We start from the raw sequence: 14,005 nt of genomic DNA, 5'->3' as shown, positions 1-14,005 counted from the left end.
ATCACCTGTTTACCGAATAGCAGTCGACCTGCGGCTCGCTCGGCAGCACACCCGACACGCCGATGACGAAGCCGGGGGCATCGAGCAGCGAGGCCCAGTGCTCGCTTTTCTGATCCAGCTCAAGGCACAGCCGATCGCCATCGTAGGGGATTTCGCGGGGCTGGGAATGAAGCGGCTTCAGCGGAATGCCGGGTAGACGGGATTTCCACAGGCCCTCGAACTGATCGGCCGAACCGACGGTCGCCTGGTTGACGAAAATCTTGCGCAAGGCGTCTTCCGACAGCTCGGAGCCGACCCGGATGACGATCCGGCTGGCCACCAGCAGCTTCGGGTTGTCGATGCGGATTTTCCAGACATTGGTCGAATGCCGCATGACCGGCAGTGCGCGCGATTTGGGCTCGATGTAGCGCAGGCTCAGGATGAGCGAGCGCAAGGCGTCGGCCAGCGCCGAATAGGCAGGGCCAGGCGCCATGTGATCGTAGGCGGGCAACACGCTCAGCCGTCGCGCGCTCGAGCCATAGGTCGCCATTGAACCGGCAAGACCGGCAAGCTCCAGGTAAAGCTCGGCCGGATGGAAAACATCCTGAGCCAGCATGTGGGCCAACCGCGGACGCGCCGCATTGGCGAGATTGAGCATCAACAGGTCTTCGACGCTGCGCCCTGGCCCGCCCATGACCATTTTGCCATGCGCCTCGGCGATCTGGTCGAGGCCGGTGACAACTTCCAGAAGCAGCTGCCGGTACCAGGCCACCGCCCCGGTAACCAGTGTCGGCGGCAGGAACGTCTCGTCCAGCGAGACGCCGCCGTCGGCGCGAACCCCTTTGATATCGGCAATCGGCAGGGCGGTGTAGCCGCCAACCGATTTTCCCGGTGCAATCAGCAGCGCCTGCGGGCGGGCGATTTCGATTTCTTCAGGATCCGAACCGCCCTGGACGGCGTCGCGCACCGAAACGATCCGCCCATGATAGCGTGCGCCTGTCGATGCGGCGTGCGCCGGATCGAAGCCGACACCGCCGGCAGGCTCGAGCGGCAGGGCGACCAGCACCGGTCCGGCGCCGGTATCGGCGGTGACCGGCAGCGGTCGTGGCGCGTCCATCAGATCCGGGATGGAGAAGGGGGTTCCATCCGGAAAGATGCCGCGTGCCGACAGGATCGAGACCTGGCCGGCATCGAGCATTGCCTGGTCCAGCGTCAGCTGCTGAAAGCCGAACGTATGCAGCTGCCCGGCCTGCAACGCGCCGCGCACCGTCGCCTCGAAAAAGCGATCCTGCTGCTGAAAATGCTGGGTCCGGAGAAACAGGCCTTCGGACCACAGCACCCTGTTTGCATCGCTCATGCCGCTACTTCCTGCATCGAGCACCCCCTTGCCCTGGCCGCTAGGCGGAAATGCCGCCGCTGCCAAGCGTGACGTTGACGGTAACTGTTGATCCCGACGACACCGACTTGGTTGTACGCCAGGTCCGGCCGCCGGGCTCGCGAACGAGGGCAACGAAGCCCAGCGCAGCCGCGTCCGGCTCGACCGTGATGGTTTTGGATGCGGTCTTTCCAGGCCCGACGGAGATCTGGTCGGATCCGATGAGATCGCCTGCGAGTGCGGAGCCGGCATCTCCCTGCAGTGCGAAATAATCGGCCGAATTGAATTTGCCGGTGCTGCGCAGCCGCATCACCAGGACCGTCACCGGCCGGTCGCCGCCGCCTGGTCCCGGGTTCATGCCGGCCGCGCCGGTCAGGTTGACGGTCACCGCGGATGGTTTTGGCGGACCGCTCTGGCAAGCAGCAAGCAGCCCGGTTGCGCCCAGGGCAACGACAAATTCGCGGCGATCGATCATTTTTTCACTCCTCCTCATATGCATCCCGAAAATCAGCGCCGATTTCGCCCAAAAAGCTCGATTCCGCACTCTGGGCGATGTCACGATGGCGTTTCTGGTAAAGCTCCCACAGCCTGGCGCGGCGTCCGCCCGAAAGCACGGTGCCGATCGCGGAACTCGATTTGAGCTCTTCCTCGATCGCTGCCGGGTCAAAACGGTCAATCATTCGCCGCAAGGCGGACTGCACGCCTCGCCAGGCGCGCACATGATGTTGCGCGAGATCGCGGACCGCGTCGGCGATTGCCGCTTCACCGGCCAGAAATCCGGGGCTGCGGTCGGCGATGAGGGTCACGATGGCGTCGTCGACCGTCGGCAGAAACTTGAGCGGATTGACTTCAGAGGCCCCGACCACCGTCTGGGCGACGCGCGCGTTGCCTTTTTCCTCGGCCCGCTTGCGCAGCAGCTGCATCAGGCCTTCCATCATCAGCCGATACTCGCGACCGAACTTCTCCATTTCCGCGATGCTGTCGCGTCCGGGAAAATCGGCTTCCTCAACACCCATGCCTCGCAGGAACGCGGTGCGAAAGGCGGTGTTCGCCGGTTGCGCCGCTGCCGGGGAGGGGGCGGGTTTGGGGGCACCGCCAGCACGTGGCTGAGCAGGGATAGCTGCCGCGGGGCCAGGCAAATCCCAGGGATTGGCCGGCTGCGGCTCTGGGGCGACGTGTTTGCGTTGACCGCCCGGGCCGGCGCCGTTTCTCAAATCGGGCGACGCGGCCGGCCCGAAACCGAAACCGTCATCGAATTCGGAGGACTTTCTTGAAACAGACTGGCTTGAAACGGGCTGGCCTGGAACGGGCTCGCTTGCACCGGAAGGCACCGGATCGAAGCTGAATGGGTCTGCGGCGTCCGGCGCACGACGCGGTTCGGAATAGCCAGCGCCATTCGGCGCCGGCGTCGATATCGGGTCGAGGCTGAACGGGTCGTCGAAGGCAGGCGAACTGCGCTGGTTGGCGCGCTCGAACGCTCCTGGAACGGGTTGCTCGAACGGGTTCGGCAGATCGGCGGGACGCGGTCGGCGCGGCTCTTCTTCGACCGTGGCCGAAAAGAAGTCATCGCGGCCGATGCTTACCGGCGCTCGCGATGCCGGCGGTGACCGTTCGGCGAACGTTTGGCTGGCCGCTGGTGCGTGAGCGACCGGCGTCTGCAGATCGACGCATACGATGTAGTCGCCCAGCCTCAGCCGCATGCCGTTCTGAAGGCGGGCCGAGGTGCCGGTGCCGAGCGGGCTGTCGGAATCGTTTATGAACAAGCCGCTGCTTGATGTGTCGGTGACGAAATATCCATCCGGCCCGCCGGTGATCCTGCAATGGGCGCGTGAAACGAACATGTCGGGATCGTCGATCTGCCAGTCCGCCTCCGCGCTACGGCCGATCACCAGTTCACCCTCGTCCAGCCGGGTCTGCCGTACCGCCTGGGTGCGTGGTCCGTGCTCCAGCGTCAGCAGCAGACTCATGCCGCGACCTCCGCCATTTCCGGCCGCCATCCGACGATCGTCCGCAGCCGCATATCGTCAGCATCGCCCCTTTCCTCGGGCCGCGCAAGCCAGGTGGTTCGGCCGAGCTGTACCGCTCCGATACGGGGCGGCGGCACCGCTTCACGCGCCAGCACGATCCGCAGATCGACGTCGAGCGATTCCCCGACCATGTCGCGAACCGCCTGCTTGAACATCTTCAGACGTTGACCGCCCGGCAGGAACGCCTTGAATTCCTCATACCCGAGCGGGCCGACGCGGAGTTCGATCCTGCTTTGGCGGCTGAAAACGCGCGGGCCGATCGTCGCCCCGCGACCCAGCACTGCGTAAGCCTGGGTAAGTCGGGTCTGGAGTGTCGCCGGTATGGTCATCCAGGTGGCAACGAACTCCTTGATCGCGACCGGCACCTTGAACGCTTCCGCCAGGAACAGCGTCAGCCGCTCCGGACCGTCGACCTGGCTGGCGAGCGACGCGGCCTGGCGAAGCTTCACGGCGTCGAGATCGGGATTTTGGGTGCCGGGAAGTCCGGTTCCCGCCATGGCTTCAAGCATGGCCCTTACCCGGCCGCCGACCGCGCGTTCGACCTGTACCGCCGGATGCGCGTCGGCCCAGGCTCGATAGTACAGGGCGATCATGCGGTGCTGGAGAATATTGACGAAGTCCACGAACGTCGTGTCGCTGGTCTGCCGTGCGTCAGCGCCGGTGAACCAGCGCTGCGACAGACGATCGAGCACCCAACGTGTCAAATGAAGCGGCATCGGGCCTTCCGGTCCCATCAGCCCGAGATTGGCAACCGTGACCCGGGCCGGCACCCCGTCGTTCCCCGGCGTCTTGTCCTTCGCTTCGCGGAATTCGACCACGTCCTTGGCGGAAAAGCTAAGACGCACATGCTGCCCGAGCCTTGCCGGCTCGCGATCTGCGCGGCCGGAATAACCGAACAGCCCGCCCCGTTGTTCGAGCCGGCGCAACAGTTCGAAGAAGTCGAACGTATCGTCCAGTTCTTCGGCCCGGACCGGGTCGAGCTTGCCTAGATCAGGTAGCGATTGCCGGGCGTCATCGGCCATGGCACATCCTCCTGCTTCTGCAGCAACCGCGTGCGGGTCCGCACAAAGCCGTTTATCCCGGCGTGACGGGCAAACAGCCGGGCAAGCAAGGCTGAAAGCAGCAATGTGCTTTGCCCGGCCAGGACCGACTGGTCCACATGCAATGTCACTTCCGTGCCCCGTCCGAAGCACATCGGCCCATCGATCTGCAGCCGTTCGATGACGGATCGCGAGTCGATGCGAACGATCGAGTGCACGTTGCGAGCCAGGCTCGGATCTCCCCGGTCGGCATAAAGATCGAGCAGCGCATGCAGCGGATCGACACCGCGGCCTTCCTTGGCGAGGCTGAGAAAGTTGAGGGCCAACTGCGCCACGAGCCGCCATGCGAGATTGTCGGCTCGAGATTCGCCTTCGGCGCCGGCGGGCAGCGCGGCCGGGATCGCCGGCTGGGGCGGGCGCAAAGCACCGATAAGCCGGACCGTTTCGACCGGATCGCCTGTCTCCAGCGTCAGGGTAGGGTTGTCGTCGAGGATCGGCAGATCACGGTTGGTGCAAAGCGCCATGATGTCGAGCCGCTTCAGCGGCCGGTTCGCCGGGCTTCCGGCCGGCCGGGAAACCGAAAGGAAAACGTCGTCTCCGGTGTAGGAAGTGCGGGTCAGTCCGTCGCGCCGTTCATCTTCGGTGGCCCGGCGAGGGCGCCGTTCGGTGGAATAGACCCAGCCATTGCTGCGGTTTTGCCCCAGGCTGAAGAGTTCTGGAATTTCGGCATCAGGACCCTCGGCATCGGCGTCCTCGATATGGGTCACCCGATAGATTTCGAAGTCGCGCGCCCGCGTGCGGTCGGCATGCAGCACCTGCCGCGTTCTGCGCGGATCGAGCTCGATGACGTTGCAGTCACGCTCGAACAGGTTGATGATCGGTGTCGCGAAAAGTTCGAAATCCGCCGGCGTCACATCGGCAAGCTCGGGTACCGGACGCCGGAACATGAAGATGATCTCGACCCCGGCCTCGCATCGGCGCACGACCGGTTGCAGTCCTGAAACCCGCACGTAGTGAAAGCGCTCGGGCATCATGAAATATTCACGCAGCAGGCGGTAGCCTTCGAATGTCGGCCGGGTACGAGGCATCAACGCCTCGTCGTCGCTGATGCCGACCATTTCGGGTTCCGGCAACCGCGACAGCGGATTGGCCTTGCCCTCGGCGCGGGCGCCAACCGCCGAGCAGGCGCCGAAAATCGCGTCGAACAGCAATGGCGCTTTGGTGCGCCCGGCAAAATAGAAATCAAGCCGGTCGAGCGCCAGTTCGCCGAGCTTGCCTTTTCCGGTCCGACCCAGCGTGATGCGCAGCGCCGCTTCGCCGCCTGCGCCGCCGATCGGTGTTATGCCGGCCGCCGCCAACCCGCTGCGATCCTGGAAATAGCTGACCGAATTGATGGTTATCGGCCACAGCGTGATTTCCTGCGCGGTTGTGAATGTGCAGCGCGTCGACAGGCCGGGTTGCAGACTGGACACCAGCCGCGTGTTCCGCTTGATGACATGGCCGGCAATCATCGACTGGACCTGCTGGCCGGGTTTCAGCACTGCCATTGCCATAGCCGGGGCCGGGGTAACCAGATCGGGATACAGCACATCCAGCACGCTGCGTGAAAACCGCGAACGCTCGGCGTCGACTTTCAACCGGGTGCGTGCAGCGAGGAAAGCGACGCCGTCAAGCAGCCGCTCGACATACGGATCCGGGCACGGGACGGTATCGAGAGAAAGATTGCGCGCCACCGCCGGATGCATGTCGGCAAATTCCGCCGCGAGTCCGCGGATATGGGTCAGTTCCTCCTCGTAATATTCTACGAAGACCCGATCCATCTCAGCTGTCCCTGAATTCGGTCCGCGCCAGGCCGTTATCGAGATTGATCGTGGTGCGCAGGCGCATGCGTTCCGGCGTCGGCGTCATGATCAGAACGGCGTCTATCTCGATCTTCAGGCCGACACTTTTGTCACCGAGGGTCACCGTTACCTTGGTTGCGCTTTCCTTGAGACGGGGCTCGAAGGTGGCAAGGACCGAGCGGATCTCGCGCGCCAGGGTCTCGCGATCAAAGTCGCGGGACGAACGGCCCGAAAACGACGGCACGCCGTAGTTGACCACACTTCGGCGCACCTCCGGAAAATCGGCCAGCGACGGCGGATTGTCTGCGGCCTGTTCGCTTTCGAAATCGGAAAGAAGCGGAACAGCTTCAAAACGCTCGGTGTTGAACAAGGCCTCGATGTCGCGCCGCACCGCCTCCCTGAGGACGCGGGCCGATACAACCACGCCACGGCTTTCGATCTCGGCGCGGTGTTGGGTCTGAAAGGCCAGGCGGTGCAGACGCCGCTTCTGATCGGGAGTCAGCTCCGCGTCGGCGTCGATCAGCCGCGCGCTGCCCGCCAGCAGCGTGTCCAGCCGGTCCGCGCCCAACTCGTCCTGCAAGGTCTGGCGCAGCCCGTCGATCTCGGAGGTGACGCCCGGCAGATCGTTGACGAGGCGGTCCCAAAGAGAGGGCTGGACCGCCTCGCGTTTCGCCCGCGAACTGCCGGTAACCTGCAGCTTGTCGGCGCCCGGCCGCCGCGCCTCACTTGCCGACATAGACATCCATTTCGATTTCGTCATCCTTGTCATAGACGAACTTGATCTTCTTGTAGGCGAAGCTGACCTCCTCCTCGATCAGGTCTTCCTCGTCCTCGGCCTGCGACATGTCGTATTCCATGATCGAAGCGTCGGTCAGGGTGACGACCAGATAATCGCTGGTCTCGCCATCGATGGTCCGGCGGGCGGAGAACACAACTTCGTCCAGCGCCTTGTTGTCGAACAGCGCCTTTTTCAGATAGGGCGATGACTTGTCATAATGCTTGGTGAACTTGATCATCCCCAGCGACACGCGACCGCGGCGTGAGAGCGAATTCGGATCGTATGGCGCGATTATCTTGTAATCGACCCCGTGGACTTCGATTTCGTCCTCATGACCGTCGCGAACGCTTGGCCCTTTGATATCCGGAACTTTTAGAAAACCATCAATTTTCACGGGCATTGTCTTCCTCCAGCGCTTTCAAAACAAAACAAGGTGGATGTTGCTGCAAAATCAAGCCTTTACGGACGGTAGTTCTGACACCAGTCGAAGCGAGGCGTTGATGCCCTCCAACTGGTAATGCGGGCGCAGATAGAAGCGGGCGTTGTAGTAGCCCGGCCGCCCCTCGACGCTGTCCACCTGGACTTCAGCGGCGGCAAGCGGGCGCTTGGCGCGCGCCTTGTCGTCGGCAAAGGCCGGGTTGGCCAGCACGTAGCGGTTGATCCACTCGGTCAACCAGATCTGCATGTCGGAGCGCTCCTTGAACGACCCTATCTTGTCGCGCGCAATGGCCTTGAGGTAGTGCGCAAAGCGCGAAACCGGGAAAAGATAGGGCAGGTTGGCGCTCAGCCGTTCATTTGACTGGGCGTCGGGATCGACCAGCCGCCCGGCGCGCGTCTCGTCGTCCTGCAGCGAATGCGCACCGATAAAGGCTGCGAGATCGGTGTTCTTGCGGTGCAGAATGGGCATCAGGCCGAGCTTGGCCAGTTCCGCCTCGCGCCGGTCGTCGATGGCAACTTCCGTCGGGCATTTCATCGCGATCGATCCGTCGTCCGTGGGGAAGGAGTGCACCGGCAGGTTGATCACTGTGCCGCCGTTCTCGACTCCGCGGATCTGCGTGCCCCAGCCATAGAGCTTGTGACTGCGGTTTATGTTGACGCCCATCGGAAAGGCGGCGTTCATCCAGACATATTTGTTGTGGTCGCCCTGCACTTCTTCCTCGAAAGTGAAGCCCTTCACCGGAACGGTTTCCGAGCCATACGGCAGTCGCGCCAGAACACGTGGCATGGTCAGGCCGATGTAGCGCGCGTCCTCGCTCTCGCGCAGCGATTGCCACGAGGCATAGGCCGGGTTGGAGACGATCATCTGCAGGTCCTGCGGGTTCGGCAGTTCCTGCCAGCTGTCCATGCGGAACAGCCGCGGGTCGGCGGCTGCGATGAACGGCGTATGCGCGGAGGCACAGATGCCCGAGATGTTGCGCAACAGGCCGACGTCACGCGGATGGTTCGAGAATTCGTAGGCGCCGATCAGGCAGCCGATCGGCTCGCCACCCAGCATCGAATACTCGTCCGTATAGACCTTCTTGAAGATCGGGCTTTGATCCCACATCTGGCCTTCGTAATCTTCAAGCGTGTCGGCAAGCTGAACCTTGGAAATGTTCATCACCCGGATCTTCAGCTTCTGATCCGTCTCGGTGTTGTTGACGAGATACCATAGGCCGCGCCATGTGCCTTCCATTTCGCGCACTTCCGGCGCATGCAGAATCTCGTTCACCTGGGTAGTCAGCATCTTGTCGATGCCTGCTATCAGCGACTTGATCGATTTGATCGCGTTGGACGAGATGGTCGTGGTATCGGAGCGGGACTGCGCCGCCAGCGCGAGATTACGGACGAGCTGCTGCAGCTTCTCGCTGTCGTCCTTCTTGACCTTGAAATCCTTCTCGAGGAGCCCGCTGAATTCTCCGAGGTCTATGGCTTCCGCCTCAGCGGCGACGGCTGCGGTTTTTTGTTGTTCGGCCATGATTTACTCCTGAAACTTGTCGTCGTCGGATAATGCCTGGTTGGCGATCTTGCCGAGAAGCGGCTCGTTGTTCAGAAGTTGCGCGATGCGCTTTTCGGCGTCGACACGGCCGTCCATGAAACCGAGCAGCTCCTCGAGCTGACGACGCATCTTGAGGATCTCGGCCAATTGCGGGACTTGTTCGGCGATCTTGTCCGGGGCGAAATCGCCCATTTTGGTGAAGGTAAGATCGAGTGCTAGCTCTTCGTCACGCTCGGCGCCCTCAGCCTGGGGCAGCGTATTCTTCACACGGGCTTTGACGCGCGGCCCGAGCGCCTCCATGAAACGGGGGAAGCGGTTGGCGTCAGTCTCGACAAAGGAGCGGTCCAGTACCGACTTCATCGCTTCCCTGGTCTGTGAAGCGCCGGAGAGGTCGGCCATCACGCCCATGACGAACGGCAATTCGATCGTCGTCGGGCTGCCATAGGTTTCCACGTCATAGGCGATCTGCACGCGCGGAGCGCGGTTCCGTTCGATGACTTTCGCTTTGCTTTCAGCTGCCATGGCTCGTTACCTTTCATCCTTCTGGGCCGTCTTCTTGGCATCGGGAACGCCGGCAAGCAGCCGGAATTCCTTCAGCCCCGACGGGGCGAGATCTTCCATCAGTTCAACGAAATCCATATGCACCATCCGGCGCACCCGGCGGGCCAGGTGCGGGATCGGGCTTGACGGTTCGGTGCGGTCATAAAAGGCGATGACGAGGTCGAGGCATTTCACGACGTCGTCGCGCGAGGAAATCCGTTCCGGCAGCCCCGTGCTCGGTTCCGCGTAACTCGCCACACTTGCCATAGTATCGGCTCCATGGCCCTTTGCAGGCATTTGACCGTTTCGAGCAGGCATTTCCGGATCTGCAGTCGTGGGGGCTGGCTCGGCCGCGCCGTTCGTCGCCGTTTCGATTGCCGAATTCCGTTCGAGGGTCGACAGCAAACGCTGCAGAAACCGTTTCAATTCCGGAACAGCGGCGCCACCGCCCTGCAGACGGCCGTTGAGAGCCGTCTCGACCGCATCAAGAGCCGTGATCGCCGCATGAGCATCGGCAATGAGCGACATCATCTCCGCATTGGCTTGATCGGCCTGCGCCTTGCACCCGCTATGAACCCGGTTCAGCAGTTGACCGTGCGCGCTGGCCAGCGTTGCCTTTTCCGCCGCATTCAATCCCGAAGCCGCTTCCAGAAGCATGACCCGCTCGTCGAGTGCGGCTTGTTCCAGATCGCGTCCGCTGATCGGTCCCATAGGGCGCGGCGCGAAGAAAATCATTCGCCGCAAGTCGGCCAGCAGCCCGTCCTGGCCATTCTGGAGGTCGAGCAGGGCGTTGATGCGACGCAAGGCGGCGTCGCGTGGTGAAGCACTGGGCCGCAGGGCCGGGTGCATGGTCTCCCAATGCTGATCGAAGCTCCGCGCAACAAGGGTCAGGCCATGCGCGAGCCCGGCGAGCCGCTGCTCATTGGCCAGCGCGCGCGTGACAATGACGAGCAGGCGCAGATCCCGGCCATGCGCACGCAATTCCTCCGCCTTGTCGAGGACGGCAGGCCAGTCGACCGGAATGGTGCTTTGCGACGAGGGCTGGTTGTGGCCGCCATGGACGACCTTGACCTGCGGCTCGGTGAGACGCTCCAGCTCATGAAAGGCTGGATCGTTGCGCAAATCCTCCCCTGACGGATTTTCACCGTCCAGCGGATTCAGCCAGAGTGCGAGATCAAGCACACCATCCCCCAGCGCGCGGCTCGTGGGCCGTGCCTGACCCAACGTTACCACACTGCGACACTTTACCACAATTTAGTTGATGCTCAATCTTAATACGAGCCTGCAACCGGCGCGCTGGGCTCAAAAGTGCTGGCGGATTTGTCGAACCCTGTCGTGAACGCATCGCCAACAGGCGGGGCGTTCGATGGCGTTGCAGCCGATGGCGCCGGCGTCTGCCGGGACGGAAGAAATCGACTGAATCGCACACTCGGACGCCCCGCTCATAAACGCTCTTTGTCAAGTCGCTGCTTATGTGGCAGTTTGTTGGCTGGCAGATTGGAGGGGCAAGTTCGATGGAACAGCGCCGGTCGTCGCAGAGCTTTAAACGCAAGGAACTGGTCGGCAAGCTCAACCCCATCTGTTTGCGCGCCTTCAAGGCTGCGGCCGACACCGCCAAGCTGCGCGGCAATCCTTATGTCGAGCTCGTTCACTTCATCGAGCAGCTGGTGCTTTCAGAGCGATCGGATGTGCAGCTGATACTGGCAGACGCCGGGGTGGATGCGAGCCGGCTCACGGCCGATATGACCCGCGCCGTCGACAAGCTGCCTTACGGCGCCACTTCGATCGAGGAATTTTCCGATCATATCTTTCACGCCATCCAGGAGGCCTGGGGCCTGGCGGGACTGGAATTCAGCGTCGAGGAAGTGCGCAGTGCGCATATTCTGCTCGCCTGCCTGAAGACGCCGGTGCTGGAAGGCCTGCTGTCGAAGATCAGCGGCGAATTCGACAAGATCGATGCGCAGGCCGTTATTGCGCGGTTCGCGGACGTCATGGAGGGTTCGCTCGAAGCCGGCGCCTCGACTGCGGTTGCCGCCGCCGAAACACCGCGGCGGGCTCCGGGCGCGGATTCGGCGCTGGCCAAATATGCCACCGACCTGACCCAGCGCGCCCGCGACGGCAAGATCGATCCGGTCGTCGGCCGCGATCCCGAGATCAGGCAGATCGTCGATATCCTGATGCGGCGCCGGCAAAACAACCCGATCCTGACCGGCGAGGCGGGGGTCGGCAAAACCGCGGTCGTCGAGGGCTTTGCCTTGCGCATTGCCGAGGGCGACGTGCCGCCGACGCTGCAGGGCGTCAGCGTGCGCATGCTCGATGTCGGCCTGATGCAGGCGGGCGCCAGCGTAAAGGGCGAATTCGAAAAACGGCTGAAGGCGGTCATTGACGAGGTGCAATCCTCGGAAACGCCGGTCATCCTCTTCATCGATGAAGCGCACACCTTGATCGGCGCCGGCGGCGCGGCAGGAACCGGTGATGCGGCCAATCTGCTGAAGCCGGCGCTGGCGCGCGGCGAGCTTCGCACGATCGCGGCGACGACCTGGGCCGAATACAAGCAGCACATCGAGAAGGACCCGGCGCTTACCCGTCGCTTCCAGGTCGTCAAGATAGATGAGCCGTCGGAAGCGGTCGCCGTTCTCATGCTGCGTGGTGTCGCCGGTGTCCTCGAGCAGCATCACAAGGTGCAGATACTCGATGAGGCGATCGAGGCGGCGGTCAGCCTGTCCCACCGCTACATCCCGGCACGGCAACTGCCCGACAAGGCCGTGAGCCTTCTCGACACCGCCTGCGCCCGTGTCGCCATTTCGCAGCATGCCACCCCGGCCGAGGTCGAGGACATCATGCGCCGCCGCCAGGCGCTGGAGGTCGAGCGCGCCATCATCGGCCGCGAGGCAGCGATTGGCATCGACGTGGCCGACCGGCAGGCTCGGGTCGAAACCGGGCTTGCCGAGACCGAACTCACGCTTGCTGCCGCGCAGCAACGCTGGGATCGGGAAAAGGCGCTGGTTGGCGAGATACTCGAACTGCGCGCCAGGCTGCGCGGCGAGGGTGTGCCGCTCGACGCCGTGGAGCCTTCGGGGGCGGTGGCCGAAACCGCAGGCGCCGATGTATCTGAGATCAAAGCGCCCGAACCCGATGCGCCCGAACCCGATGCGGAAGCAACGGCCGCTGCCGGTCCTTCTCCACCCGACCCGGCTGCCGATCTCGCGCGGCTGCGCGAGTTGATGGCCGAACTCGCAGAAGCGCAGGGCGAGACGCCGCTGATCCTGCCGTCGGTCGACCGCAACGCTGTGGCGGCGGTGGTGCAGGACTGGACCGGCATCCCGACTGGCCGGATGCTGTCGAGCCAGACCGAAAAGGCGCTGCGGCTCGCCGTCACGCTGTCCGAGCGCGTGGTCGGTCAGGATCACGCCATGGAAATGATTGCCAAGCGCGTGCAGACCAGCCGCGCCGGGCTCGGCGCGCCCGAAAAGCCGGTGGGGGTGTTTCTGCTCTGCGGTCCCTCGGGCGTCGGCAAGACCGAAACCGCGCTGGCCCTGGCCGAGACGCTCTATGGCGGCGAGCAGAACCTCATTTCGATCAACATGTCCGAGTTCCAGGAGGCGCACACCGTCTCAACCTTGAAGGGCGCGCCACCCGGATATGTCGGCTATGGCAAGGGCGGCATCCTCACCGAGGCGGTCCGGCGCAAGCCCTATTCGGTGATCCTGCTTGACGAGGTCGAGAAGGCGCATCCGGACGTGCACGAAATCTTCTTCCAGGTCTTCGACAAGGGAATGATGGACGACAGTGAAGGCCGCCGGATCGATTTCAAGAACACGCTGATCCTGCTCACCTCGAACGTTGGCTCCGAAGTCATCATGGACCGGACCAGCAGCGGCACGGTGCGGGCGGGGCTCGACGATCTCGACACAGCATTGCGCGCCCCGCTGCTGAAGGTTTTTCCACCGGCCTTCTTGGGCCGGGTGGTGACCATCCCTTACTACCCGCTCTCGGACATGATGATCGAAGCGATCACCCGCCATCAGTTCGCCAAGATCGCCCGCCGGCTGCGCTCGAGCAACGATGCCGAGTTGGTGATCGGTGACGGTGTCATGGATCTGGTCAAAGCCCGCTGCACGGAGATCGAATCCGGCGGCCGAATGATCGACGCCATTTTGACAAACACGCTTCTGCCGGAATTGAGCCGTGGCGTGCTGAACCGGTCGCTCGAGGGCGAAAAAATGACGAAGGTGACGGTCGGAGCCTCCGAAGGAGGTTTCACCTATTCCTTCGAATAGCTGAGCAGAACGTGGGACCCCGATTCACTCGGCGGGCTGGACCGGCTGCGGGGTGGGTTTCGCGTCCCGCCGTCAGCATGCCGGAGCCGGCCGATCGGAAGATGTCGTTTTACCCAGGGCCGTTGCGCGAGGCACGTCTTATGGTCAGATGCCTGACACGGCGCGAT

Annotated in this window: 11 protein-coding genes; 1 reads left to right on the top strand and 10 read right to left on the bottom strand. The window is 63.3% G+C overall.

All coding sequences use genetic code 11. The features are described from left to right. Window position 1: 1 nt before the first annotated feature. The 10 genes from tssK to tssA are packed head-to-tail and all read right to left on the bottom strand — an operon-like array spanning window position 2 to window position 10,740. Window positions 2–1,336 (bottom strand): type VI secretion system baseplate subunit TssK, encoded by a 1,335-nt coding sequence (tssK, locus tag AC0L3D_RS00405; RefSeq protein ID WP_473642634.1) that lies wholly within the window; start codon window positions 1,334–1,336, stop codon window positions 2–4. 40 nt (window positions 1,337–1,376) lie between these two features. After that, a complete protein-coding gene (gene tssJ / locus AC0L3D_RS00400; protein WP_027154116.1) occupies window positions 1,377–1,829 on the bottom strand; it encodes a type VI secretion system lipoprotein TssJ in 453 nt (150 codons plus the stop codon). Between the two features lie 4 nt (window positions 1,830–1,833). Further along, window positions 1,834–3,321 carry a type VI secretion system-associated FHA domain protein TagH gene (gene tagH, locus AC0L3D_RS00395; RefSeq protein ID WP_473642632.1) on the bottom strand — a complete coding sequence of 496 codons (1,488 nt, stop codon included), beginning with the start codon at window positions 3,319–3,321 and terminating at the stop codon, window positions 1,834–1,836. After that, entirely contained in the window at window positions 3,318–4,403 is a 1,086-nt protein-coding gene (gene tssG, locus AC0L3D_RS00390; RefSeq protein WP_473642630.1) for a type VI secretion system baseplate subunit TssG, read from the bottom strand. The genes tagH and tssG overlap by 4 nt, the downstream gene beginning before the upstream one ends. Further along, window positions 4,367–6,241 (bottom strand): type VI secretion system baseplate subunit TssF, encoded by a 1,875-nt coding sequence (gene tssF, locus AC0L3D_RS00385; protein WP_473629572.1) that lies wholly within the window; start codon window positions 6,239–6,241, stop codon window positions 4,367–4,369. The genes tssG and tssF overlap by 37 nt, the downstream gene beginning before the upstream one ends. 1 nt (window position 6,242) lies before the next feature. Beyond that, window positions 6,243–6,998, bottom strand: coding sequence for a type VI secretion system baseplate subunit TssE (gene tssE / locus AC0L3D_RS00380; protein WP_023801310.1), 756 nt, complete (start codon window positions 6,996–6,998; stop codon window positions 6,243–6,245). Beyond that, window positions 6,985–7,440, bottom strand: a complete 456-nt coding sequence (locus tag AC0L3D_RS00375; RefSeq protein ID WP_023801311.1) for an Hcp family type VI secretion system effector — start codon at window positions 7,438–7,440, stop codon at window positions 6,985–6,987. The genes tssE and AC0L3D_RS00375 overlap by 14 nt, the downstream gene beginning before the upstream one ends. Window positions 7,441–7,491: 51 nt before the next feature. Beyond that, on the bottom strand, window positions 7,492–8,997 hold the full coding sequence (gene tssC, locus AC0L3D_RS00370; RefSeq protein WP_023801312.1) for a type VI secretion system contractile sheath large subunit: 1,506 nt from the start codon (window positions 8,995–8,997) through the stop codon (window positions 7,492–7,494). Window positions 8,998–9,000: 3 nt separating this feature from the next. Next, a complete protein-coding gene (tssB, locus tag AC0L3D_RS00365) occupies window positions 9,001–9,540 on the bottom strand; it encodes a type VI secretion system contractile sheath small subunit (protein ID WP_473629573.1) in 540 nt (179 codons plus the stop codon). 6 nt (window positions 9,541–9,546) lie between these two features. Further along, a complete protein-coding gene (gene tssA / locus AC0L3D_RS00360; RefSeq protein ID WP_473629574.1) occupies window positions 9,547–10,740 on the bottom strand; it encodes a type VI secretion system protein TssA in 1,194 nt (397 codons plus the stop codon). 332 nt (window positions 10,741–11,072) lie between these two features. Between tssA and tssH the strand changes: the two genes are divergently transcribed. Continuing rightward, window positions 11,073–13,838 (top strand): type VI secretion system ATPase TssH, encoded by a 2,766-nt coding sequence (gene tssH / locus AC0L3D_RS00355; protein ID WP_473642628.1) that lies wholly within the window; start codon window positions 11,073–11,075, stop codon window positions 13,836–13,838. Window positions 13,839–14,005 lie beyond the last annotated feature (167 nt).

This window comes from Mesorhizobium sp. WSM4837, from assembly GCF_055811435.1.
This window is presented reverse-complemented; position numbering and strand designations above follow the sequence as displayed.

Coding starts and splice junctions, on each gene's coding strand:
- tssK (WP_473642634.1), bottom strand. CDS start 1,336: ATGAGCGATGCAAACAGGGTGCTGTGGTCCGAAGGCCTGTTTCTCCGG.
- tssJ (WP_027154116.1), bottom strand. CDS start 1,829: ATGATCGATCGCCGCGAATTTGTCGTTGCCCTGGGCGCAACCGGGCTG.
- tagH (WP_473642632.1), bottom strand. CDS start 3,321: ATGAGTCTGCTGCTGACGCTGGAGCACGGACCACGCACCCAGGCGGTA.
- tssG (WP_473642630.1), bottom strand. CDS start 4,403: ATGGCCGATGACGCCCGGCAATCGCTACCTGATCTAGGCAAGCTCGAC.
- tssF (WP_473629572.1), bottom strand. CDS start 6,241: ATGGATCGGGTCTTCGTAGAATATTACGAGGAGGAACTGACCCATATC.
- tssE (WP_023801310.1), bottom strand. CDS start 6,998: ATGTCGGCAAGTGAGGCGCGGCGGCCGGGCGCCGACAAGCTGCAGGTT.
- AC0L3D_RS00375 (WP_023801311.1), bottom strand. CDS start 7,440: ATGCCCGTGAAAATTGATGGTTTTCTAAAAGTTCCGGATATCAAAGGG.
- tssC (WP_023801312.1), bottom strand. CDS start 8,997: ATGGCCGAACAACAAAAAACCGCAGCCGTCGCCGCTGAGGCGGAAGCC.
- tssB (WP_473629573.1), bottom strand. CDS start 9,540: ATGGCAGCTGAAAGCAAAGCGAAAGTCATCGAACGGAACCGCGCTCCG.
- tssH (WP_473642628.1), top strand. CDS start 11,073: ATGGAACAGCGCCGGTCGTCGCAGAGCTTTAAACGCAAGGAACTGGTC.